The organism is Paenarthrobacter sp. TE3676 (assembly GCF_056279165.1).
Window position 1 is genome coordinate 103,133 of record NZ_JBWBQU010000009.1, and the last position, 20,729, is coordinate 123,861.

At 62.3% G+C, this 20,729-nt stretch carries 21 protein-coding genes; 11 read left to right on the plus strand and 10 right to left on the minus strand.

Annotated elements, in window-relative coordinates; all coding sequences use genetic code 11:
• Window positions 1-36: 36 nt before the first annotated feature.
• From ACZ881_RS19815 to ptsP, 4 genes are all read right to left on the minus strand, one after another.
• The gene (locus tag ACZ881_RS19815) at window positions 37-702 is read right to left on the minus strand and encodes a maleylpyruvate isomerase family mycothiol-dependent enzyme (RefSeq protein WP_476117715.1); all 666 of its coding nucleotides are present in this window, start codon (window positions 700-702) and stop codon (window positions 37-39) included.
• Between the two features lie 18 nt (window positions 703-720).
• On the minus strand, window positions 721-1,140 hold the full coding sequence (locus ACZ881_RS19820; protein ID WP_476117716.1) for a helix-turn-helix domain-containing protein: 420 nt from the start codon (window positions 1,138-1,140) through the stop codon (window positions 721-723).
• Between the two features lie 113 nt (window positions 1,141-1,253).
• Window positions 1,254-1,532: an HPr family phosphocarrier protein gene (locus ACZ881_RS19825; RefSeq protein WP_011776464.1), complete on the minus strand. Its 279-nt coding sequence runs from the start codon at window positions 1,530-1,532 to the stop codon at window positions 1,254-1,256.
• Window positions 1,533-1,563: 31 nt separating this feature from the next.
• Window positions 1,564-3,264 (minus strand): phosphoenolpyruvate--protein phosphotransferase, encoded by a 1,701-nt coding sequence (ptsP, locus tag ACZ881_RS19830; RefSeq protein WP_476117717.1) that lies wholly within the window; start codon window positions 3,262-3,264, stop codon window positions 1,564-1,566.
• Window positions 3,265-3,393: 129 nt separating this feature from the next.
• On the opposite strand from ptsP, the gene ACZ881_RS19835 reads away from it, so the two are divergent.
• The 7 genes from ACZ881_RS19835 (at window position 3,394) to ACZ881_RS19865 (ending at window position 11,336) form a co-directional block, all read left to right on the plus strand.
• On the plus strand, window positions 3,394-4,116 hold the full coding sequence (locus ACZ881_RS19835; protein ID WP_476117718.1) for a TetR/AcrR family transcriptional regulator: 723 nt from the start codon (window positions 3,394-3,396) through the stop codon (window positions 4,114-4,116).
• Window positions 4,117-4,182: 66 nt separating this feature from the next.
• Window positions 4,183-6,243, plus strand: coding sequence for a PTS mannitol transporter subunit IICBA (locus ACZ881_RS19840; protein ID WP_476117719.1), 2,061 nt, complete (start codon window positions 4,183-4,185; stop codon window positions 6,241-6,243).
• Window positions 6,243-7,391, plus strand: coding sequence for a mannitol-1-phosphate 5-dehydrogenase (locus ACZ881_RS19845; RefSeq protein WP_476117720.1), 1,149 nt, complete (start codon window positions 6,243-6,245; stop codon window positions 7,389-7,391). The genes ACZ881_RS19840 and ACZ881_RS19845 overlap by 1 nt, the downstream gene beginning before the upstream one ends.
• 169 nt (window positions 7,392-7,560) lie before the next feature.
• Window positions 7,561-8,511 carry a siderophore ABC transporter substrate-binding protein gene (locus ACZ881_RS19850; RefSeq protein WP_476117721.1) on the plus strand — a complete coding sequence of 317 codons (951 nt, stop codon included), beginning with the start codon at window positions 7,561-7,563 and terminating at the stop codon, window positions 8,509-8,511.
• Between the two features lie 24 nt (window positions 8,512-8,535).
• Window positions 8,536-9,543, plus strand: coding sequence for an ABC transporter permease (locus ACZ881_RS19855; RefSeq protein WP_476117722.1), 1,008 nt, complete (start codon window positions 8,536-8,538; stop codon window positions 9,541-9,543).
• Entirely contained in the window at window positions 9,536-10,552 is a 1,017-nt protein-coding gene (locus ACZ881_RS19860) for an iron chelate uptake ABC transporter family permease subunit (RefSeq protein WP_243836613.1), read from the plus strand. The genes ACZ881_RS19855 and ACZ881_RS19860 overlap by 8 nt, the downstream gene beginning before the upstream one ends.
• Before the next feature lie 25 nt (window positions 10,553-10,577).
• Window positions 10,578-11,336, plus strand: a complete 759-nt coding sequence (locus ACZ881_RS19865) for an iron ABC transporter ATP-binding protein (RefSeq protein WP_476117723.1) — start codon at window positions 10,578-10,580, stop codon at window positions 11,334-11,336.
• A gap of 79 nt (window positions 11,337-11,415) precedes the next feature.
• Here the strand turns inward: ACZ881_RS19865 and cycA are convergent, their stop codons facing one another.
• The 5 genes from cycA to ACZ881_RS19890 form a co-directional block, all read right to left on the minus strand.
• Window positions 11,416-12,876: a D-serine/D-alanine/glycine transporter gene (cycA, locus tag ACZ881_RS19870; RefSeq protein WP_476117724.1), complete on the minus strand. Its 1,461-nt coding sequence runs from the start codon at window positions 12,874-12,876 to the stop codon at window positions 11,416-11,418.
• Between the two features lie 175 nt (window positions 12,877-13,051).
• Entirely contained in the window at window positions 13,052-13,813 is a 762-nt protein-coding gene (locus ACZ881_RS19875; RefSeq protein WP_476117725.1) for an ABC transporter permease, read from the minus strand.
• A complete protein-coding gene (locus ACZ881_RS19880; protein WP_178993646.1) occupies window positions 13,810-14,589 on the minus strand; it encodes an ABC transporter ATP-binding protein in 780 nt (259 codons plus the stop codon). The genes ACZ881_RS19875 and ACZ881_RS19880 overlap by 4 nt, the downstream gene beginning before the upstream one ends.
• Window positions 14,586-14,951: a DUF1048 domain-containing protein gene (locus ACZ881_RS19885; protein WP_091463690.1), complete on the minus strand. Its 366-nt coding sequence runs from the start codon at window positions 14,949-14,951 to the stop codon at window positions 14,586-14,588. Before ACZ881_RS19885 ends, ACZ881_RS19880 begins: the two co-directional genes overlap by 4 nt.
• 1 nt (window position 14,952) lies before the next feature.
• Window positions 14,953-15,282, minus strand: coding sequence for a PadR family transcriptional regulator (locus ACZ881_RS19890; protein WP_091463688.1), 330 nt, complete (start codon window positions 15,280-15,282; stop codon window positions 14,953-14,955).
• Between the two features lie 112 nt (window positions 15,283-15,394).
• Between ACZ881_RS19890 and ACZ881_RS19895 the strand changes: the two genes are divergently transcribed.
• The 4 genes from ACZ881_RS19895 (at window position 15,395) to ACZ881_RS19910 (ending at window position 19,121) form a co-directional block, all read left to right on the plus strand.
• Window positions 15,395-15,901, plus strand: a complete 507-nt coding sequence (locus tag ACZ881_RS19895) for an N-acetyltransferase family protein (protein WP_474662078.1) — start codon at window positions 15,395-15,397, stop codon at window positions 15,899-15,901.
• Between the two features lie 79 nt (window positions 15,902-15,980).
• A complete protein-coding gene (locus ACZ881_RS19900) occupies window positions 15,981-17,360 on the plus strand; it encodes an HNH endonuclease (protein WP_476117726.1) in 1,380 nt (459 codons plus the stop codon).
• A gap of 34 nt (window positions 17,361-17,394) precedes the next feature.
• Entirely contained in the window at window positions 17,395-17,835 is a 441-nt protein-coding gene (locus ACZ881_RS19905; protein WP_476117727.1) for a MarR family winged helix-turn-helix transcriptional regulator, read from the plus strand.
• Between the two features lie 47 nt (window positions 17,836-17,882).
• Window positions 17,883-19,121 (plus strand): MFS transporter, encoded by a 1,239-nt coding sequence (locus ACZ881_RS19910; protein ID WP_476117728.1) that lies wholly within the window; start codon window positions 17,883-17,885, stop codon window positions 19,119-19,121.
• A gap of 66 nt (window positions 19,122-19,187) precedes the next feature.
• Here the strand turns inward: ACZ881_RS19910 and ACZ881_RS19915 are convergent, their stop codons facing one another.
• The gene (locus ACZ881_RS19915; RefSeq protein WP_091463674.1) at window positions 19,188-20,657 is read right to left on the minus strand and encodes a sugar porter family MFS transporter; all 1,470 of its coding nucleotides are present in this window, start codon (window positions 20,655-20,657) and stop codon (window positions 19,188-19,190) included.
• Between the last annotated feature and the right edge of the window lie 72 nt (window positions 20,658-20,729).

The following is a 20,729-nucleotide window of genomic DNA, read 5'->3' on the forward strand; positions in this document are numbered from 1 at the left end:
GTGTTGCCGCTTTGGAGCGCGCCTTGCCCAGCGCGTTCACTGGTTTTCCAAGCACTGCAAGAACACGGGAGCCCCTGGCCCGCTCACTTCGTGGGCTCCGATGGGCCGACCGGAGACGGCCAACAGCAGGGCCAGGGCGGAGCCTTCAACCGCCGGACCGTTGCCATGTCGGAATGACGTGTCAGTGGCTACCAAGCGCCAGCCCTCAGCGATTTCCTTGCCGCCACCCATTTTGGTGGTGGTCTTCACTTGGTAGCTAAGGGCGGTGGCCACGTGCTCGGCGGGGTAGTCGCGATGGATCCCCAAAGGGCGCCGGATATCCTCTCCGTGGACGAACGCCTCAACCAACCGGGTAGCCAAGCTCGCCGGCGGGCCCGAGGTCCGCGAAAGCACCGCGCGCAGCCCGTTCAACGTCTGCGCAGGTTCTCGTGTCTTTTCGCGCTCCACACCTACGGCGTTATCACGGTCGAAGTCCATTCGGGAGGCAACCAGCCGGCGGATGAAGCTCAACCTCGTCGTCTTGGCGCTGTCGATCACATGAGCCAGGACGTCGTGCACGCTCCAACCGGCACACAGCGACGGCGTCTGCCATTGAGCTGCCGGAAGCGGCTCCAAATCCTTCAACAGGGCACGGCGTTCATGGTGCACCACGGGCCAAACGGTGGAAGGTTTACTTGAAGCCATACCGCTATTGAACAGCATGCTGGCGACTCGGGGCGGCTAGCCGTGGGAATCGGTGGACTCGTCAGCCCCTGCGCTCGCCTCGGCCTGCTGCCTCTTCTTCTGCGTTTCCAGCCAAGCCATGATGGCAGCCTGACGGATCCGACGATGCGTTCCCCGGTACTCCACCGGGATCTCGCCTCGGTCGGTCATGTTGCGCAGATAGGTGTGAGAGATGCCCGCGAGCTCTGCGGCCTGGGATGTGGTGAGCATTTCCTCGACGCTGCTCACCGTCACGGTTTCGCCGCGGCTCAGTCTTGCGAGGAGGTCGACGACGGCGTCCCTCGCCTCGTTCGGCAGGCGGTGGACCGTGCCATCCACGAACACGGTGATGTCGTTGCTGTCCTCAAGGGAGCGCGCCAGATTCCGGGCGTCATCGGCGGGGAGGCCAGCCGTGACGCGGGGAGCTATCAATGCCATGGCAGAAGCCTAGCCTGTGTGGTTGGGCTGCCCATTTCGGGGGTTCCCTGCGGGCCATGCCGTGCGCACGGCATGGTGTGCAGGGAACCATCGAAACGGCCGCCCGGCAAAAACTACTCCGCGTCCAAGTCCGTCTCCAGCAGCTTCACCAGTGCGTCCAGCGCAGCGTCGGCTCCGTCGCCCTCGGCCCGCAGCACAACGACGTCGCCCTTAGCGGCGCCGAGGGTCATGAGCGAAAGGATGCTGGCGGCGTCGAGCGCGTCATCGGCAGGGTCGCCTTGCATGGCAATGGTGACCTCAACCGGCTGCTCGCCGGCGGCCTCCGCGAACAGGGCGGCAGGCCGGGCGTGCAGGCCGGAGCGGCTGGCGATGGTGGCTGTGCGTTCGGGCATGGTTTCTCCTTTGACAGAAAACAAACTGAGGTTAGAGGCCGAGTTCTTCGAGGACGGGGAGCTTGGCGCGGACCCAGTCGCGGGCTTCGAGGGCACTCGGCGCAGACAAAGCGAGCTGTGCGAGTTCCTGCGCCTGCTCAAGGGTGACGGTTTTCAGCACAGTCCCGACGGCGGCCAAGGAGCGCGCGGTCATGGACAGTGTGGTGACGCCCAGGCCGGTCAGTACGACGGCGAGCGCAGGGTCAGCTGCTGCCTCACCACAGACACCCACGGGCTTGGCAGTACCTTCGCGACCAGAGTTTTCCTGCTCCGCACCTTCGACGGTGAGCTGCACGAGCCGAAGCACGGCAGGCTGCCACGGAGTGTTGAGTTCCGCGAGGGGTCCAAGCTGGCGGTCGGCGGCCATGGCGTACTGGGTGAGGTCGTTGGTGCCCAAAGAGGCGAAACCGACTTCGCGCAGCACGGTGGCAGCAGTCAACGCGGCAGAGGGAACTTCCACCATGACACCCGGCGTTTGGATTCCGGCGGCGGCACACAGTGAGGCGAACCGTCCGGCTTCGGCGGCCGTGGAGATCATGGGGGCCATGACCCAAACGTCTGCCTCGGACTCCGAAGCTGCCCGGGCGATGGCCTCGAGCTGACGCTCCAGAACGCCTGGTGTGGTGAAATCGGTGCGGTAGCCGCGGACACCCAGTGCAGGGTTGGGCTCGGTGGCATCCGTGAGGAAGGGGAGCGGCTTGTCGGCGCCCGCGTCAAGGGTGCGGAGGACCACCTTCTTGCCCGGGAACGCGTCGAAGACGGCTTTGTAGGCTGCGGCTTGCTCGTCCACGGAGGGTTCGGTGTCGCGCTCCAGGAAGCAGAACTCCGTGCGGAACAGGCCCACTCCCTGGGCGCCCAAAGCGGCAGCTGCCACGGCGTCCTTGGCTCCACCGACGTTGGCGAGGAGCGGCACCAAGTGGCCGTCCGCCGTCGTGCCGTTTCCGTCGAATTCGGCGAGGGTGGCGGAGGTTTCCGCCCAGGCCGTAGCTGCCGCACGGTGCTCGTCGGTGGGCGAAACGGCAATGAAGCCAGCCGCGCCGTCCACGTACACCTCGGTTCCATCCGCGATGTCGTCAACACCATGGGCTGCAACCACGGCGGGCAGGCCGAGCGAACGCGCAATGATGGCCGTGTGGGACTGCGGGCCGCCGCCTGAAGTCACCAGCGCCTGAACCACCGCGGGATTCAGTGTTGCGGTGTCGGCGGGAGCGAGGTCCTCGGCCACCAGGATGAAGGGCGTGTCGGAGGCAGGAATGCCGGGAGCGGGGACGCCGCGAAGTTCGGCCACGATGCGGGCGCGGACATCCAGGACGTCGGTGGCACGCTCGGCCATGTAGCCGCCCAGGTTGTGCAGCATTTCGGAGACGGACGCACCGGCTTCCCAGATGGCCCTCTCTGCAGAGGAGCCGGCGTTGATGAGCTTGCTCGCGGATTTCAGGAGCATGGTGTCTTTGGCCATGAGCGCTGTGGCTTCGAGGACGGCCTTGCCGTCGCCGGAAGCGCTGTCCGCACGTCCTTTGAGTTCGTCGTGGACGGCTTGCGCAGCCGCTTTCAAGCCCGCGACGGCGTCTTCCGGGCTCACGTCCGCAGCCAATCGATCTCCCGACGGCGGCTCACTCACCGGCTTGGGCATCTGGCGGACGGAACCAATGATGCGGCCAGGGCTTACCCCTACTCCTTGGAAATTCTGCACTGAATCCTCTGTTCCTGCTTGTTGGTTCAGGCCCTCCGGCGACGGCACCGGGAGCCTCGAAAACTAGCCTACAAAATTCCTTTGTGAGCCACTTCATATAGCAACGCTATAGGTGCTAGGGTAGCGGTTATGAGTTTCGATGACCAGCTTCCGCCTAAAATTCGGTTGCTTCGCGCAGCTGCCGAATTGCTGGCGAATTCGGAGGGGTCAGCGGTCTCAACGCGCCAGATCACCAAGCTTGCCGGGGTCACAGCGCCCACGCTTTACCACCACTTTGGCGACAAAGAAGGCCTGTTCGACGCCGTCGTTTCAGCCGGATTTGAAGAGTATGTGGCGGGGGAGCGGGATTTTGCACCGTCCGGGGAGCCCTTGGAAGATGTCCGGCGGATGTGGGACAACCACGTCCAGTTCGGACTCAGTCAACCCCATCTGTATCTGGTGATGTTCGGCAATATCCGGCCGGAAAGCCGCCCAGCAATCGTGGCCGATGCTGAAGCGCTTCTGGAGGAGATGCTGAACAAGGCTGCTATCTCCGGCCAGATTAACGTGCCGCCCCGCGAAGCGGCGCGAAGCATTCTGGCGGCCAATGTGGGTGTCACGCTCATGTTGATCGCAGAACCGGTGGAGGAACGGAATCTCGAGCTCTCAACCATGACCCGGGATTCCATGATTTTTGCCGTCTCCACGGACACCGCCCGTGGCGCCGCAGCGGAGGACTCCGGTAAGTCCTCGGTAGTTGTTGCGGCAATCGCCCTGAATGCGGCACTGCAGGCCTCGCATTCGGACCAACTTTCCAGCTCTGAACTGAAGCTCTTCCTTGAATGGCTTCACCGCATTTCCAGCAGCTCCTAAGGCTGCGCTCTCTCGATCTATATCGACTGACCCCGCGCCGCCGCGGGACACACGTTAGGAATTCACATGGCAACAGAGACAGTTGCGAAGCCCCGCACCAGCGTGCGCGTTGGTGTCCAAAAGTTCGGAACATTCCTGTCCGGCATGATCATGCCCAACATCGGCGCCTTCATCGCCTGGGGCCTTATCACGGCCCTGTTCATCGAGAAGGGCTGGATTCCAGTTGCGGAACTGGGCGGTTTCGGCACGAACGCCGAGGGTGATCCCAACGTGGGCATTGTCGGTCCAATGGTCACGTACCTCCTTCCGATCCTGATCGCCTACACAGGCGGCCGGATGGTTTACGACGTCCGGGGCGGCGTGGTCGGTGCCATCGCGACCATGGGCGTCATCGCAGGTACTGACGCGCCGATGTTCATCGGGGCAATGATCATGGGCCCGCTGGGTGCCTGGACCATGAAGAAGATCGATGCCCTGTGGGACGGCAAGATCCGCCCCGGTTTCGAGATGCTGGTCAACAACTTCTCCGCAGGCATCTGGGGCGCGTTGTTGGCTTTGGGCGGCTTCTACGGCCTTTCCTGGGTAGTCCAGCGCTTCACTGATGGCGCCGGTGCCGTTGTAGGGTTCCTGGTCAACAACGGTCTGCTGCCACTGACCAGCATTTTCATCGAGCCGGCCAAGGTCCTCTTCCTCAACAACGCCATCAACCACGGCGTGCTCACTCCACTTGGCATCCAGCAGTCGCTGGAACAGGGCAAGTCCATCCTGTTCCTGCTCGAAGCCAACCCCGGGCCCGGTATGGGCATCCTGCTGGCCTACATGTTCTTCGGCCGCGGCGCCGCGAAGGCTTCGGCTCCCGGTGCTGCGATCATCCACTTCCTCGGTGGTATCCACGAGATCTACTTCCCGTATGTCCTGATGAAGCCCATCCTGATCCTCGCTGCCATTGGTGGTGGCATGACGGGCATCGCGACCCTGGCCATCACCAATTCCGGCCTGGTTGCTCCTGCCGCGCCGGGTTCCATCATCGCGGTGCTGGCCCAGACGTCACGTGACAGCTACGTTGGTGTGATTCTTGCCGTCATCCTGGCCACGGCCGTGTCCTTCCTCATTGCCGCAGTCATCCTTCGCACGTCCAAGAACAAGGGTGAGGACGACCTCTCCGCAGCCACATCCCGCATGGAGGCCATGAAGGGCAAGAAGAGCTCCGTCTCCTCGGCACTTACCGGTAACAGCGCTGGCGCCCAGGCCGGTACAGTGCTCACCCGCCCCGTCCAGAACATCGTGTTCGCTTGCGACGCCGGGATGGGTTCCAGTGCCATGGGTGCCTCGGTCCTGCGCAATAAGATCAAGGCGGCCGGCTTCCCGGAGGTCAAGGTCACTAACTCGGCCATCGCCAACCTCAACGACAGCTACGACGTTGTGGTCACGCACCAGGACCTGACCGAACGCGCCCAGCCGCGGACGGCCAGCGCAGTTCACTACTCGGTGGACAACTTCATGAACAGCCCCAAGTACGACGACATTGTTGAACTGGTTCGGAGCAGCAACAGTGAAGGCGCTGCAGCTGAAACAGGCACGACGGCGGAATCCACCGCCGGAGCCCAGCCCACCGCCGCCACCTCAGTAGCCGCCGGCCACGGTGCGCATGTCGCCGAGCCGGTTGCCGCCGTCGACGGTCAAGCCGCCGAAGGTAAAGGTGTCCTGCTCCGCGAAAGCGTGGTCCTGAACGGAACGGCAACGGACCGGGACGCAGCGATCGACGAAGCGGGCAAGCTCCTGCTGGACCGCGGTGCCGTTGATGTCAGCTACGTCCACGCCATGCACGAGCGCGAAGAATCCGTGTCCACGTACATGGGCAGCTTCCTGGCCATCCCGCACGGCACCAACGATGCCAAGGAACACATCAACCACTCGGCGGTGTCCATCATCCGTTACCCGGAGGGCATCGACTGGGGCGGCAAGCAAGTGAAGTTCGTGGTCGGCGTGGCTGGCCTCAACAATGAGCACCTCCACATCCTGTCCTCGATTGCGAAGATCTTCACCAGCAAGGCGCAGGTGGCCCAGCTGGAGGAAGCGACCACGGTTGATGAAGTTTTGGAGCTGTTCGGAAAGGTCAACGCATAGTGAAGGCAGTTCATTTTGGGGCAGGCAACATCGGGCGTGGCTTCGTGGGGCTGCTGCTTCACGAGGCCGGCTATGAGGTGGTGTTCGCGGATGTTGCGGACGCGCTGATCAACCAGCTCGCCTCGGCTAGCAGCTACGACGTCCACGAGGTGGGCGAGAACCCGGCGGTCAAGACCGTTAGCGGCTTCCGTGCCTTCAATTCCGCTTCGCAGGAAGCTGCTGTTGTGGAGGAAATCTCGACGGCGGATGTGCTCACCACTGCTGTGGGGCCGCACATCCTGAAGTTCGTGGCACCGGTGATCGCCCGCGGGCTGGCCGCCCGGCCCGCGGACTTGCCACCCCTTCAGGTCATGGCCTGCGAGAACGCCATCAACGCCACGGATCTCCTCCACACGGAGATCCGGGCGGCTTGGGACGACTCCGCCGGGGACCTGGACACCGTCGCGGTTTTTGCCAACACCGCAGTGGACCGCATCGTCCCTAACCAGGCACCGGGCCAGGGCCTGGACGTCACGGTGGAGACGTTCTACGAGTGGGTCATCGACCGTACGCCGTTCGGCGGCACCGCGCCGAACATCCCTGGAGCCACCTTCGTGGATGAGCTGGGCCCGTACATCGAACGCAAGCTGTTCACGGTAAACACCGGTCACGCGTCGGCGGCGTATTTCGGTTACCAGGCCGGGCTGGCGAAGATCTCCGATGCCATGGCGGATCCGTCTGTTGCCGCGAAGGTCCGGGCGGTGCTGGAGGAAACCAAGGAACTGCTGGTGGCCAAGCACGGGTTCGTTGAGGCCGAGCAGGAGGCCTATGTGCAGAAGATTCTGTCCCGTTTCACCAACCCGCACCTGCCGGACACCGTGAATCGAGTGGGCCGGGCGCCCTTGCGGAAGCTCAGCCGACACGAGCGGTTCATCGGTCCCGCCGCGGAGTTGGCCGAGCGTGGCGTGACGCCGGTGGCCTTGCTCGAGGCGATGTCCGCGGCCCTCCGTTTCGACGACGGGAACGACGACGAAGCCGTGGAGCTCGCCAACATGCTGTCCGACTTGGACCCGGCTGCCGCCGTCGAGCGCATCACGGAACTTACGCCGTCGCACCCACTGTTCCCGGCCGTCCAAAAGCTCGTGGAGGATCGTCAGGCCGAAGCGTAAGCGCCACCCGAAAGTAACAAAGGCTCTCCGGCGGGAGAAAAACAAGTGAGTTCCGTCACTTTCGACCGCTGGAGAGCCTTTCGGTTTTGAAGTTAGCCTCACCTTACTAATAGAGTCAAAAAGCAATTAGGCAACACATCTATGACTTATTAGTGAGTGGAGTACTGGCGTGAAAAAGAGGCTGTCGAGCTACATTGGGGCACTGGCTGCAGGCGCAGCCTTGCTGACCGTTACGGCGTGTGGCGGCGGGGCCACCGCATCCTCGCAGACCGAGGAAGCCGGCACCATCACCATCGAGCACGCCCAAGGCTCCACGACCAACGTTCCTGTGAACCCGGCCAAGGTTGTCACGTTCGACCTCGGCGTCCTGGACACCATGAACGCGCTCGGGGTCGAGCCCACCGGTGTTCCCGAAGCAAGCTACCCGGAAGCGCTCAAGAAGTTCTCCGAGGCCAAGTACACCAAGGTGGGCTCGCTCAAGGAGCCGGACTTCGAGGCCGTCAGCGCCGCCGCGCCGGATCTCATCATCGTCTCCGGCCGCACCGCCGGCGCCTATGAGGAATTGAGCAAGATCGCACCTACCATCGACCTCTCCGTGGATGCCGCCAAGCCCATGGAAAGCTTCAAGGCACAGACGGAGAAGCTCGGCAAGATCTTCAAGAAAGAAGACGAGGTCGCCTCCAAGCTCGCAGAGGTGGACAAGACCGTTGCGGACACCAAGACCAAGGCGGCCTCGGCTGGCAAGGGCCTGATCGTCCTCACCTCCGGCGGCGAAGTTACCGCATACGGCGCTGGCTCCCGCTTCGGCATCATCCACGACGTCCTGGGCGTCCCCACCGCTGCCGACGTCAAGTCTGAGGGCTCTCACGGCGAGGCTGTTTCCTTTGAATACATCAAGGAGACCAACCCGGACATCCTCTATGTCATCAACCGCGACACCGCGATCGGCACCGCAGGTTCCACCGCCAACCCGATCCTGGACAACGAGCTCGTGAAGTCCACCAACGCGGCCAAGAACAACAAGATCGTCAACCTGGACCCCGCCGGCTGGTACATCGTCGGCTACGGCTTGAACAACGTTCAGGCCATGGTCACGGCAGTGGCTGATTCTGTCGCCTGATACTGCCTCACCTGAAATCTTGACGTGACAACTACAGCCGTGCGCCCCACGGCACCAGCAAGCCGCAACCGGACTGGCGAGACCGCCCGCCTGGTTGCGGCTGCTGCCGTTGTGCTGGTGATCGCGGTCGGAAGTATCTTCGTTGGGGTCAGTGATGTCTCGCTGCCCGCATTGTTGGCTAACGACGCCGGTGCTTGGGAAATCTTCTGGGTCTCCCGGGTGCCGCGCACCTTGGCCGTGGTCCTGGCCGGGATGGCCGTCGCCGTTGCCGGGCTGATCATGCAGCTCATGGCCCGGAACCGCTTTGTCGAGCCGTCCACCGTGGGCACCGTTGAGTCAGCGACGCTCGGGATCCTGGTGGTCACAGTGCTTGCTCCGGACTCTCCGATTCTCACCAAGATGCTGGTGGCTTCTGTGTTCGCCGTGCTGGGCACGGCGCTCTTCCTGGCCATTCTCCGTAGACTGCCCGCCCGTAACACCCTGCTGATTCCGCTGGTGGGCATCATGCTGGGCGGCATCATTGCTGCCGTCACCACGTTCTTCGCCTACCGCTTCGACCTCCTCCAGACCCTGAGTAACTGGATGATCGGCGACTTCTCCGGCGTGCTCCGTGGACGGTATGAACTGCTGTGGATCGTGGCCTTGCTGGTGTTGGTGGGCCTGTTTGCTGCCGACCGGTTCACCGTGGCCGGAATGGGGCAGGACTTCACTACCAACCTTGGCCTGAACTACGCCCGGACCATGCGGCTCGGCCTGATGATTGTCTCGTTGATTTCGGCTGTTGTGGTCACCACCGTGGGGGCCGTGCCGTTCCTCGGCCTGGTGGTTCCCAACATCGTTTCCCTGCTGTTCGGCGACAACCTCCGCCGTGCGGTTCCTTGGACAGCCCTTTTTGGAGCGGCATTCGTGTTGGTCTGCGACATTATCGGCCGGACCATCCGCTTCCCCTACGAGGTTCCCGTGGGCATGGTCATGTCCGTACTGGGCGCCATCCTCTTCCTCTTCCTGCTTTTGAGGAAACGCAATGCCTGAAACATTCCTGGCCACACCCCGCCTCTCCGCCCGCACCCGAATGCGCGACGCCATCCGAAGTACCCCGCCGGGACTGGTGATCGCCGCTTTGGCGATTGCCGCCGTCGTGCTTGTTGCCGTTTTCCTGACGATCGACCTCAAAGGCAACATCGCCTACATCCTGCCGCGGCGGGCCATCAAGGTGTCAGCGATGCTGCTGGTGGCTGTGGCGGTGGGTGTTTCCACACTGCTCTTCCAGACCGTGACGGCCAACCGGATCCTGACGCCTTCCATCATGGGCTTCGATTCCCTGTACATCCTGGTGCAGACCGCCCTGGCGTTCGTTGCCGGTGCCGCGACGCTGGCGACCGCTCCTTCCACGCTCAAGTTCGGGGTGGAGATCCTGCTGATGGTGGGGTTCAGCGCATTCCTGTATCGGTGGATGTTCACGGGTGCCACGCGATCGCTGCACCTGCTGTTGCTCGTGGGAATCGTGCTCGGTACCTTGTTCCGTGGTTTCTCCTCGCTCCTGCAGCGGCTGATGGAACCGAGCGAATTCATCATCCTGCAGGACCTGTTCTTTGCCAGTTTCAACAACGTGGATCCAGGGTTGCTGGGGGTTTCCGCTGTGCTGATTGCCCTTGTGTGCGTTGCTGTGTGGCGCATGCGGCACACTTTGGACGTGCTGGCGCTGGGCCGTGAAGTGGCCATCAACGTGGGTGTCGATCACAAACGCGTGGTGATGCGGGTGCTGCTCGCGTGCTCGCTGCTGGTGGCGATTTCCACTGCTCTTGTGGGGCCGGTGACGTTCTTCGGGCTCTTGGTTGTCAGCCTCGGTTACCAGCTCTGCCGTGGATTCCGGCATGCGTGGCTGCTGCCGATCGTGGTCCTTATTGGTGCGATCGCACTGGTGGGCGGCCAGTTGTTACTGGAACGGGTGTTCGGTTTCGCCACTGCCTTGAGCGTCATCATCGAGTTCACGGGCGGCATCCTCTTCCTTTACCTGTTGTTGAAAGGCTCGCTCAAATGACCACTGTTATGACCGGGGTCCGTCCATGATTACCGTCCGCAACGTGACCAAGCGCTACGGCGGCACCACCGTGCTGGATGACGTGTCCTGCGAGATTCCACGCGGCGGCATCACGTCCATCATCGGTCCCAACGGGGCCGGCAAGTCCACGCTGCTCTCGCTGATCAGCCGGCTGCAGCCCATGGACGCCGGGGGAGTGTCCGTTGCCGGCTTGGACGTCACGGCGACGCCCAGCAAGGAACTCGCCAGGACCATGGCCATCCTCCGGCAGGAAAACCACCTGACGATGCGGCTCACGGTCCGCGACCTCGTGGCATTCGGGCGCTTTCCGCACAGCGGCGGGCGGCCAACGGTTGAGGATCTTGAGCACGTTGACGAGGCCATCCGACAGCTGGACCTCACATCCATGGCTGACAAGTTCGTGGACGAGCTCTCCGGCGGACAGCGTCAGCGTGCCTACATCGCCATGGTCCTGGCCCAGGACACGGAATACCTGTTGCTGGACGAGCCGCTCAACAACCTGGACATGAAGCACTCCGTGGAAATGATGCGGCTGCTGAGGCGTTTGTCCGATGAGCTCGGAAAGACCATCGTCCTGGTGGTGCACGACATCAACTTTGCATCCTGCTACTCGGACACCATCCTGGCCATGAAAAACGGCCGCCTCATCCATCAGGGCACGCCCGCGGACATCATGCGTGCGGGGATGCTGCACGACGTCTACGACATCGATATCCGCATAGAGGAGATCGACGGCAACCGCATCGGCGTGTACTTCGCCTGACGCTCCTGCCTACAGAATAAAGCGCGACGTCGGCACCCAGGCTCGGGTGCCGACGTCGTCAATTCTGCTTGCTTCAGCGTTAGCGCGCTGCCGCGGTTTCGCCTTCGGACATTGCTGTCCACTCGGCCACGCGGGCCTGATGCAGGGGCGACTTGCGGACCACAGCGTAGGCAACGCCGAGGATGGCGAACCAGATGGGCGTCACCAGCAGCGCGGTGAGCGTATCCGCCTGCGTGGTCAGGGCCCACACGAGGAACGCGAAGAACGCGAACACCACCCACACCATGGGGATGCCGCCTGGCATCTTGAACGGCGAGGCCGCGTGCTGCTCGGGGCGGCGTTTACGGTACACGAGGTAGCTGGCCAGGATGATCGACCAGACGAACATGAAGCAGACGGCGGACACGGTGGTCACCATGTCGAATGCCACGCCAACGTCCTTGCCCGCGTAGAGAAGTGCGACGCCGGCCAGCAGCAGGACGCAGGAGAGGAACAGTGCGTTCTGGGGTACTTTGCGGCTGGAGAGGCGGCCGAAGAGCTTGGGTGCGTCGCCGTCGTGGGCCAGGCCGTACACCATGCGGGACGTGGAGTAGATGCCCGAGTTGGCCGACGACATAGCCGAGGTGAGCACTACGAGGTTGACCACGGTAGCTGCCATGCCGAGGCCGGCGAGCGAGAACATGGCAATGAAGGGGCTCTGGCCCGCCTTGAATTCTGTCCACGGGGTGACGGACATGAGGATGATGAGGGCGCCTACGTAGAAGAGCATGACGCGCAGGGGAATGGCGTTGATGGCGCGGGGGAGGTTGTGCTCCGGGTTCTTCGTTTCAGCGGCGGCGGTGCCCACCAGTTCGATGCCCACGAACGCGAAGACGGCAATTTGGAAGCCGGCCACGAAGCCCATGAACTCCTTGGGGAAGAAGCCACCGTGGCTCCAGAGGTTGGTGAAGCTCGCGGTTCCTGCGTTTGACTGGAAGCCGGTGAAGATCATCACCAGGCCCACCACTATCAGCGCCACAATGGCCACGATTTTGATGAGGGCGAACCAGAATTCGGTCTCACCGAAGGCCTTCACGGTGGGCAGGTTGAGGAGCAGCAGGATGATGATGGTGGCGATACCCGGGATCCAGAGTTGGATTCCCGGCCACAGTTCGTTGGCGTAGCCCGCAATCGCAATGACGTCTGCCACGCCGGTGACTACCCAGCAGAACCAGTAGGTCCACCCGGTGAAGAAGCCTGCCCAGGGGCCCAGGAGATCGCCTGCGAAGTCGCTGAAGGACTTGTAGTTCAGGTTGGACAGCAGCAGCTGGCCCATGGCCCGCATGACGAAGAACAGCATGAATCCGATGATCATGTACACAAAGATCACGGAGGGGCCGGCGACGGAGATGGTTTTGCCGGAGCCCATGAAGAGGCCGGTTCCGATGGCGCCGCCGATGGCAAGGAGCTGAATGTGGCGGTTGCTGAGCGAGCGTGACAGATGGGGCTCGCTGTCCCTGCTGGAGACGTGGAGCTTCCCCTGTGTTGTCTGATCGGACATTAGTTCAAGAACCCTTCGAAGGACCCGTCAAAATGGTGACGGCCGTTACAAATCTGTTCGATAAAGCTATAGCTAATGCCTGGCTCATGGCGAATCGGTCTGCATGGCGAAAGCTCCCGCCTTGGTTGGAGGGGGAGCTTAGGCCGTGATTGGCGCCGTACTTTGGCTGCGGCGGCTAGGCGATCTGGCGCTTGTAGGCAGCTGTGGCAAAGGCGTAAGAGACGATGAGGATCCCCAGGCACCAAGCCAGGGCCACCCAAATATCGCCACCCACCGGGCGTTGGGCGAACAGGTCCTGGATGGTGTTCACGATTGACGTTACCGGCTGGTTTTCGGCGAACCAGCGGACCGGGCCGGGCATGGTCTCCGTCGGAACGAAGGCCGAGCTGATGAAGGGCAGGAAGATCAGCGGATAGGAGAACCCGCCGGCGCCATCCACCGATTTCGCTGAGAGGCCCGCGATGATCGCAATCCACGTGAGCGCCAGGGTGAAGAGTGCCAGGATGCCTGCGACGGCCAGCCAGTCCAGCACGTTGGCCGAAGTGCGGAAGCCCATGAGGAGTGCCACCAGGACGATGATCACCAGCGAGAGTCCGTTGGCCACCAGCGACGTCAGCACGTGCGCCCAGAGAACCGAAGAGCGTGCGATCGGCATCGACTGGAACCGCTCGAAGATGCCGCTCTGCATGTCCGTGAACAGCCGGACTGCCGTGTAAGCGATGCCGGAGGCGATCGCGATCAACATAATGCCCGGGAGCAGGTAGTTTACGTAGTTCTCGGTGTCGGTCCTGATGGCTCCGCCGAACACGTAGACGAACAGCAGCATCAGGGCGATCGGGGTGATCGCAGTGGTGATGATGGTGTCAACGCTCCGGAAGATGTGCCGCATGGAACGGCCCAGCAGGACCGAGGTGTCTGCGAAGAAATGGGTGTTCATGACCTGTCCTTTACTGACTCGTTGGTACCTGTTCCCACCAGGGCCAGGAAGATGTCCTCCAGGCTCGGCTGCTTCTCCACGTACTCCACCTTGGCCGGTGGCAGCAGCTGCTTGAGCTCGGAGAGGGTGCCATTGGCGATGATGCGTCCGGCGTGCAGGATGGCAATCCGGTCCGCGAGCTGCTCGGCTTCGTCCAGGTACTGCGTGGTGAGCAGGACCGTGGTTCCTTGCTTGGCGAGATTCTTGACAATCTGCCATACCTCCAGCCGGGCCTCCGGGTCGAGGCCGGTAGTGGGTTCGTCCAGGAAGATCACCTTCGGGTCGCCGATCAGGCTCATGGCAATGTCCAGGCGCCGACGCATACCGCCGGAGTATGTCGCCACCTTTCGGGACCCAGCCTCGGTGAGGCTGAACTGCGCCAGCAGCTCGTCCGCGATGCCGCCCGGGTTCTTCAGATGACGCAGCTTGGCCACCAGGACCAGGTTTTCCTTGCCGGTCAGGACTTCATCCACGGCCGCGAACTGCCCAGTGAGGCTGATGGACTGTCTCACCCGAAGCGACTCGGAGGCGACATCAAAGCCCTCGACGGCGGCCGAGCCGGCATCCGCTTTGAGCAGTGTGGACAGGATCTTCACCATGGTGGTCTTGCCCGCTCCATTGGAGCCCAGCAAGGCAAAGATACTGCCGGAAGCTACCTCAAAGTCCACACCCCGGAGCACGTGGAGATCCTTGTAGGACTTCTCAATGCCCTCTACGCGGATTGATGCAGCGGTCATGATTCCGCCTCCTTCGCTTTATCGATTGCCTTGGTAAGGCGCTCGCGTTCCTTGTCGATCCAGCGCTTACCGCCGTAGGCCTGGGCGAAGCTCTCGGCGAATTCGATGGGATCTCCGCCCACGATTTCGCCCACGGGCGTACCGTCGATTGCGGCCCGTTCCCATAGGTCAGCCAAGTCGGTAAACATCTGCACCATGGTGTCGCCCTCAGTGACGCCGCCGTAGTACATCAGGTATCGGTTGAAGGCGGTGGCCACGGTCAGATAGGGCTCAGGCAGGGCATTCATCCTTGCCTTGGCTTGCTTGTACTGCTTCTTCTGTTCGAGTGATCCGGTGACCAGTTCGATCCATTTCGCTGCCATGCTATTTTCCTTCCTTGCGGAGCTCTTCAATCCGTCCGGACAAGAAGCTCCATGTGTTCCAGAATTCGTTCAGTTCCTTTTCGCCCTGTGCATTGAGCGTGTATACCTTGCGGGGCGGCCCTTTTTCGGACGGACGCTTCTCAACGTCCACCAGCCCCTTTTGCTCGATCCTGACCAGCAGCGCGTACACGGTGCCTTCAGCGATCTCAGTAAATCCCTGCTCCCGGAGCAGCGTGGTGATCTCGTATCCGTACGCTGCCTTCCCGGTCAGGAGGGCCAGAACGATGCCCTCCAATGTGCCTTTGAGCATCTCCGTCATTTGCTTGCCCATCGGACACCTCCCTCGCTACTCAGTATTACTAGCTACCACTACATAGTAGAACTAAGTACCGGTACTTAGCAATACTGAGTTCCGGGTTTGTTCTGTCGGATGGCAGGCTGGGGTGGTGACTACTCAATCCGGTGCCGTGCCCGCTTTGTTTACCGCCGCCGTCGAACGTGGAACCTTCATCCTCAGGCGTGCACGGAAAGGTGACCTGCCGCGGATGCTCGCGTTACTGGCCGACGATCAGCTGGGCGCTACCCGCGAAAGTGCCGACGATTTAGTGCCGTACGAGCGGGCTTTTGACGCGATCGACGCCGACCCCGCACACCTTTTGGTGGTGGGCGAACTCGACGGCGATGTTGTGGCTACCTTCCAGCTCAGCTACATCCCGGGCCTCTCCCGCAAGGGGTCCTGGCGGGCGCAGATCGAGGCGGTTAGGGTTTCTGAGGTGTTGCGGGGGCAGGGTGTGGGTGCGCTCATGATCCAGTGGGCTATTGACCAGGCCCGGGAGCGTGGCTGCTCGCTGGTGCAGCTCACCACGGATAAGTCCCGCGTTTCGGCTCATCGTTTCTATGAGCGGCTGGGCTTTGTCGCGAGCCACGAGGGCATGAAGCTCACGCTGTAGGAGAGTGGCTTGTCCGTGTTTTCCACATAGGGAAATTCCCGCCTTACCGTGCCCCTGACCCCGCTGGAAGAGTTGGGCCATGGAGAAGATTCAGGAGCAGCAAGCGATTGATTCGGCCGCAGTTGCCCGCGGGGAGAGGGCTGGGTCTGATGGTGACTCCGTACCTTGCGTTTCTCAACTCAGCACCCTCCTGGGCGCTGTCCCTCTCGGCATCGGCAGCGGCGAGCTGATCGACCAAATCCGTGGGCTCGAAGACTTGAAGTGGGCCGTTACCGGCCTGCAGGCCCGTGCTGCGGTGGCTTTGGATCTTGCGCAACGGCGTGAGCAGACTGTTGCTGGTGTTCCCGCTTCGGAGCAGGGGCAAGGTGTCGCCGCTCAGCTTGCGTTGGCCCGGCGTGAATCGCCGAACCGCGGCTCCCGTCTCCTTGGACTCGCGAAGGCGTTGGTCACCGAGATGCCACGCACCCTGGCCGCGTTGGAATCGGGCCAGCTCAGTGAATGGCGCGCAAACTTGCTCGTAAGAGAGACGGCTGGCCTTTCCGCGGAAGATCGGTGCGCCGTGGACGAGGAACTTGCACCTGATGCGGGCACCTTCGAGGGCGCCGGTGACAAAGCAATCATCGCCGCCGCGAAAGCCGCCGCCTACCGGCGCGATCCCCGTTCCGTTGCCCAGCGTGCCAGTCATGCCGCCACGGAGCGAACAGTCACCCTGCGCCCGGCGCCGGACGCTATGACTTACCTGACTGCACTGCTTCCTGTAGCCCAAGGGGTTGCCGTCTATGCCGCGCTGACCCGCAAGGCAGACTCTGCACGTTCTGGTGGGGACTCCCGGACCCGCGGACAAGTCATGGCAGATACCCTTGTCGAACGCATCACCGGCAGGCGTGGCGGGATCAGCGGTGTCGACCTGGAGGTCATCATGACGGACCGCACGCTATTGCAGGGAGACGGCGAGCCGGCCCGGATCAAGGGCTACGGGATAGTCCCGGCGGCGTGGGCAAGAGGCCTTGTTGGCGCTGGAGGGGCTGCTGCGACGGGCGGTGGTCCGGCGCCAAAGCAGGACGAGGAGTTCGCCGTGTGGCTTCGCCGACTCTATACAGCGCCGTCCACGGGGGAACTCATCACCATGGACTCCAAGGCGCGACTCTTCCCGCCGAGGTTGAGGCGTTTTATCGAAGTCCGGGACGACACCTGCCGCACGCCCTACTGCGACGCGCCCATCAGGCATATCGATCACGTCGTCCCGTGGCATTCAGGTGGCACCACAACCGTTGACAACAGCGCAGGACTCTGCGAAGCATGCAATCAGACCAAGGAAAACCCTGGCTGGACGGCGAAGCAGGTGGTCGAAGATGTCCACACGCTGGAGGTCGGCACGCCAACAGGGCATAGCTACCGATCGTCCGCACCGCCCCTGCCCGGGCATGTGCGCAGACCACCTTCACCAGTCGGAACTTGACTATTAGGTACCCTAACTATTAGGGTACCTAAATATGAGCTCTTTTGATCCGCGGCTACTTGATCTCGCGCAGGAATTTCGTGAGTCACTACGACTCGGCGTGTACATGTTCCGTCGTCTTGATCCTGAAGGTGACCTTACCGCCGCGCAACTCAGCCTGCTGTCCATGATTTCCGACGGCGGCCTCCGCGTGGGCGATATCGCCAAGAACCTGGGCATTAAAGTCCCCAGCGCTACAGAGCAAATCATCAAGCTTGAGCGTGCAGGCCTGGTCACCCGCAAGCAGGATCCCGACGATTCGCGAGCTGTCCAAGTGGTCATCACCGAAGTCGGGACGGCCGCCGTCGCCTCTGCCAACCAGCGGCGCAACGCCATGGTGGCTGAGCTGCTGCAGGACCTCAGCCAAGACGAAATTGAACATCTCGCAGCCACCTTGCCCGTGATCGCCAAGCTCAACAGCTCGTTCCAAAACTAAGAAACCAGCACGACTAAGAAAAACCCGCACCGACAAGGAGCCATTGAATGTCACGCCAGTTGGCTGACGCTTCAGCAAGCGCCGAAACAACCACTGAAACTGTCTTGGAAGCTGAGAAAGCTTCCTTCCTCAAACAGCCCAAGGCGGTGTGGGCCACTGCGCTCGCGGCCGTTTTCGCCTTCATGGGCATCGGGCTCGTCGATCCGATTCTTCCGGCTATCGCTAAGAACCTTGAGGCATCCACAAGTGAAGTCTCGCTGCTTTTCACCAGCTACTTCCTGGTGACGGCGATTGCCATGTTGATCAGTGGATTCGTGTCCTCAAGGATCGGTGGAAAGAAGACCCTGTTGATCGGGTTGGCGATCATCGTGGTGTTCGCGTCGTTGTCGGGCCTTTCCGGCAGCGTTGAACAACTGGTGGGGTTCCGGGCAGGCTGGGGTCTTGGTAACGCATTGTTCGTTGCAACTGCCTTGGCCGTGATCGTGGGGGTGGCAAGTGGCGGCACCGGGACGGCCATCATCCTTTACGAGGCAGCACTGGGTTTGGGCATCTCGCTCGGCCCGCTGCTAGGGGCCCTCTTGGGTGGCTGGCAGTGGCGCGCACCCTTCTTCGGCACCGCAGTGCTGATGGCTGCGGCCTTCATTGCACTTCTCGCATTGTTGCCTAAAACAGCCGCTCCCGCCAAGAAGTCCCGCCTCAGGGATCCGCTGCTGGCGCTCGGGCATAGGGGCCTCCGCGCTACTGCCGCCAGCGCGTTGTTCTACAACTACGGCTTCTTCACCATCCTCGCCTTTACTCCCTTCATCCTCGGCATGGATGCCTATGGCATCGGGGCAGTCTTCTTCGGTTGGGGTGTTGCCGTGGCCGTGTTCTCGGTGTTCGTGGCGCCGGTGCTCCAGAAGCGGTTCGGGGCCGTCAAAGTCCTGACCGGAACACTAGCGGCGCTGATGCTCGACCTGATCGGCTTGGGATTGGCCGCTGGGCACTCGGTGACAGCCGTCGTCGTGCTTGTCATTGCGGCAGGTGCCCTTCTGGGCATCAACAACACGGTTTACACGGAACTGGCCATGGGTGTCTCTGATTCACCGCGCCCCGTTGCATCCGCCGGCTACAACTTTGTGCGCTGGATGGGTGGCGCGCTTGCACCATTCGCAGCAGCCCAGCTGGGTGAGCACTTTGGCCCGCAGGTGCCGTTCTTCGCCGGTGCCGCTGCCATGGTTATAGCTATCCTGGTCGCTTTCGGAGGACGCGGCTACCTAATATCCCACGAACCACACTTGGTGTGATCCTCCCGTGAACCACAAAAAGCCCGGCGAATTGGACCAGTTCCAATCCGCCGGGCTTTTCCTGCGCTACTTTGCTTCGTCGGAGGTCACGGGCAGCGGTGCTACGGGTGCGCCTTTCGGAACGAACAGCGTTTCGGCCTGTTCCAGGGACATGCCGTTCGTTTCGGGCACCTTGAACATGACAAAGAAGAACGACGCCGCAGCGAAGGCTGCGTACATGGCGTACGTCAGCGGCAGCGATCCTGCCGCCATGATGGGGAAGCTAAGCGTGATGGCAAAGTTCGCGATCCATTGCGCTGCGGCTGCGAGGCCAAGGGCTCGGGCGCGGATGCGCGACGGGAAGATCTCTCCCAGCAGCACCCACACGAGCGGACCCCATGAGGCACCAAAGCTGATGACGAAGACGTTGGCAGCCACGAGGGCCACGGGACCCCAAGCGCCTGGAAGACTGATTTCGGAGCCGGTACCAACAGCGGAGGAGAAGGCCAGCGCCATAACGCCGAGGGACGCGGCCATGCCGATGGAGCCGGTCAGAAGGATGGGGCGGCGGCCGATCCGGTCCACCAAAGCGATGGCCACCAGGGTCACCAGGATGTTCGTGACGGACGTGGCGACGGAGATCGTCAGGGAGTCCTTTTCCTGGAACCCGACTGCCTTCCACAGCGTGGTGGAGTAGTAGAAGATCACGTTGATGCCAACAAACTGCTGCAGCACAGACAGGATGATGCCGATCCAGACCACTGGCAGCAGGCCGAACCTGTTACCACGCAGCGAGCCCTTCTTGGTGGAGAGCTTTTCCTGTTGGATGGATTCCTGGATCTCGCGGATGTGGCGTTCGATGTCATCGCCGGGGATCAGTTTGTTGAAGATGGTGCGGGCTTGGTCTTCTTTGCCGTTGAGCACGAGGAAGTGTGGGGACTCCGGCAGGCGGAAAGCGATCCAGCCGTACACCGCGGCAGGCAAGGCACAAGCGATGAACATCCAGCGCCAGGCTTCAATGCCCAGCCACAACGTGCCGTCCGCACCACCAGCCGAATTAGCGAGCACCGCGTCGGAAAGCAGGGCTGCGAAGATACCCGTGGTGATGGCGAGCTGCTGAAGCGATGCCAAACGGCCACGTACGTGCCGTGGTGAAATTTCCGAGATGTAAGCCGGGGCAATAACCGAGGCAAGCCCAATGCCCAGGCCGCCCACCAGCCGCCAGAAAATGAGGTCCCAAACGCCGAACGCAAGCCCGGTTCCCACTGCGCTCACCAGGAAGAGCAGTGCGCCGATTTTCATGGCGGGAATGCGGCCGTACCTGTCCGCGATCTTGCCGGCGAAGTAGGCGCCGGCGGCGCAGCCCAACAGGGCAACGGCGACGGCGAAGCCTGTTAGTGCCTCGCTCATGACGAACTCGTCCGCCATCGCATCCACGGCACCGTTGACCACGGACGAATCGAAGCCGAAGAGGAACCCGCCCACGGCACCGGCGACGGCCAGGCCGATCACCTTCCGTGAAACAGGGGGCGCGCCTTCGGGGCTGGAACTGGACATGGGTCTCCCTTGGGGAATGGGGTTTGGTAAGCGAAGTGCGGGTCGTCGTCGGCTGTCCGACGGGGACGCCGG

Coding starts and splice junctions, on each gene's coding strand:
- ACZ881_RS19815 (WP_476117715.1), bottom strand. CDS start 702: ATGCTGTTCAATAGCGGTATGGCTTCAAGTAAACCTTCCACCGTTTGG.
- ACZ881_RS19820 (WP_476117716.1), bottom strand. CDS start 1,140: ATGGCATTGATAGCTCCCCGCGTCACGGCTGGCCTCCCCGCCGATGAC.
- ACZ881_RS19825 (WP_011776464.1), bottom strand. CDS start 1,532: ATGCCCGAACGCACAGCCACCATCGCCAGCCGCTCCGGCCTGCACGCC.
- ACZ881_RS19835 (WP_476117718.1), top strand. CDS start 3,394: ATGAGTTTCGATGACCAGCTTCCGCCTAAAATTCGGTTGCTTCGCGCA.
- ACZ881_RS19840 (WP_476117719.1), top strand. CDS start 4,183: ATGGCAACAGAGACAGTTGCGAAGCCCCGCACCAGCGTGCGCGTTGGT.
- ACZ881_RS19860 (WP_243836613.1), top strand. CDS start 9,536: ATGCCTGAAACATTCCTGGCCACACCCCGCCTCTCCGCCCGCACCCGA.
- ACZ881_RS19865 (WP_476117723.1), top strand. CDS start 10,578: ATGATTACCGTCCGCAACGTGACCAAGCGCTACGGCGGCACCACCGTG.
- cycA (WP_476117724.1), bottom strand. CDS start 12,876: ATGTCCGATCAGACAACACAGGGGAAGCTCCACGTCTCCAGCAGGGAC.
- ACZ881_RS19875 (WP_476117725.1), bottom strand. CDS start 13,813: ATGAACACCCATTTCTTCGCAGACACCTCGGTCCTGCTGGGCCGTTCC.
- ACZ881_RS19880 (WP_178993646.1), bottom strand. CDS start 14,589: ATGACCGCTGCATCAATCCGCGTAGAGGGCATTGAGAAGTCCTACAAG.
- ACZ881_RS19885 (WP_091463690.1), bottom strand. CDS start 14,951: ATGGCAGCGAAATGGATCGAACTGGTCACCGGATCACTCGAACAGAAG.
- ACZ881_RS19890 (WP_091463688.1), bottom strand. CDS start 15,282: ATGGGCAAGCAAATGACGGAGATGCTCAAAGGCACATTGGAGGGCATC.
- ACZ881_RS19900 (WP_476117726.1), top strand. CDS start 15,981: ATGGAGAAGATTCAGGAGCAGCAAGCGATTGATTCGGCCGCAGTTGCC.
- ACZ881_RS19905 (WP_476117727.1), top strand. CDS start 17,395: ATGAGCTCTTTTGATCCGCGGCTACTTGATCTCGCGCAGGAATTTCGT.
- ACZ881_RS19910 (WP_476117728.1), top strand. CDS start 17,883: ATGTCACGCCAGTTGGCTGACGCTTCAGCAAGCGCCGAAACAACCACT.
- ACZ881_RS19915 (WP_091463674.1), bottom strand. CDS start 20,657: ATGTCCAGTTCCAGCCCCGAAGGCGCGCCCCCTGTTTCACGGAAGGTG.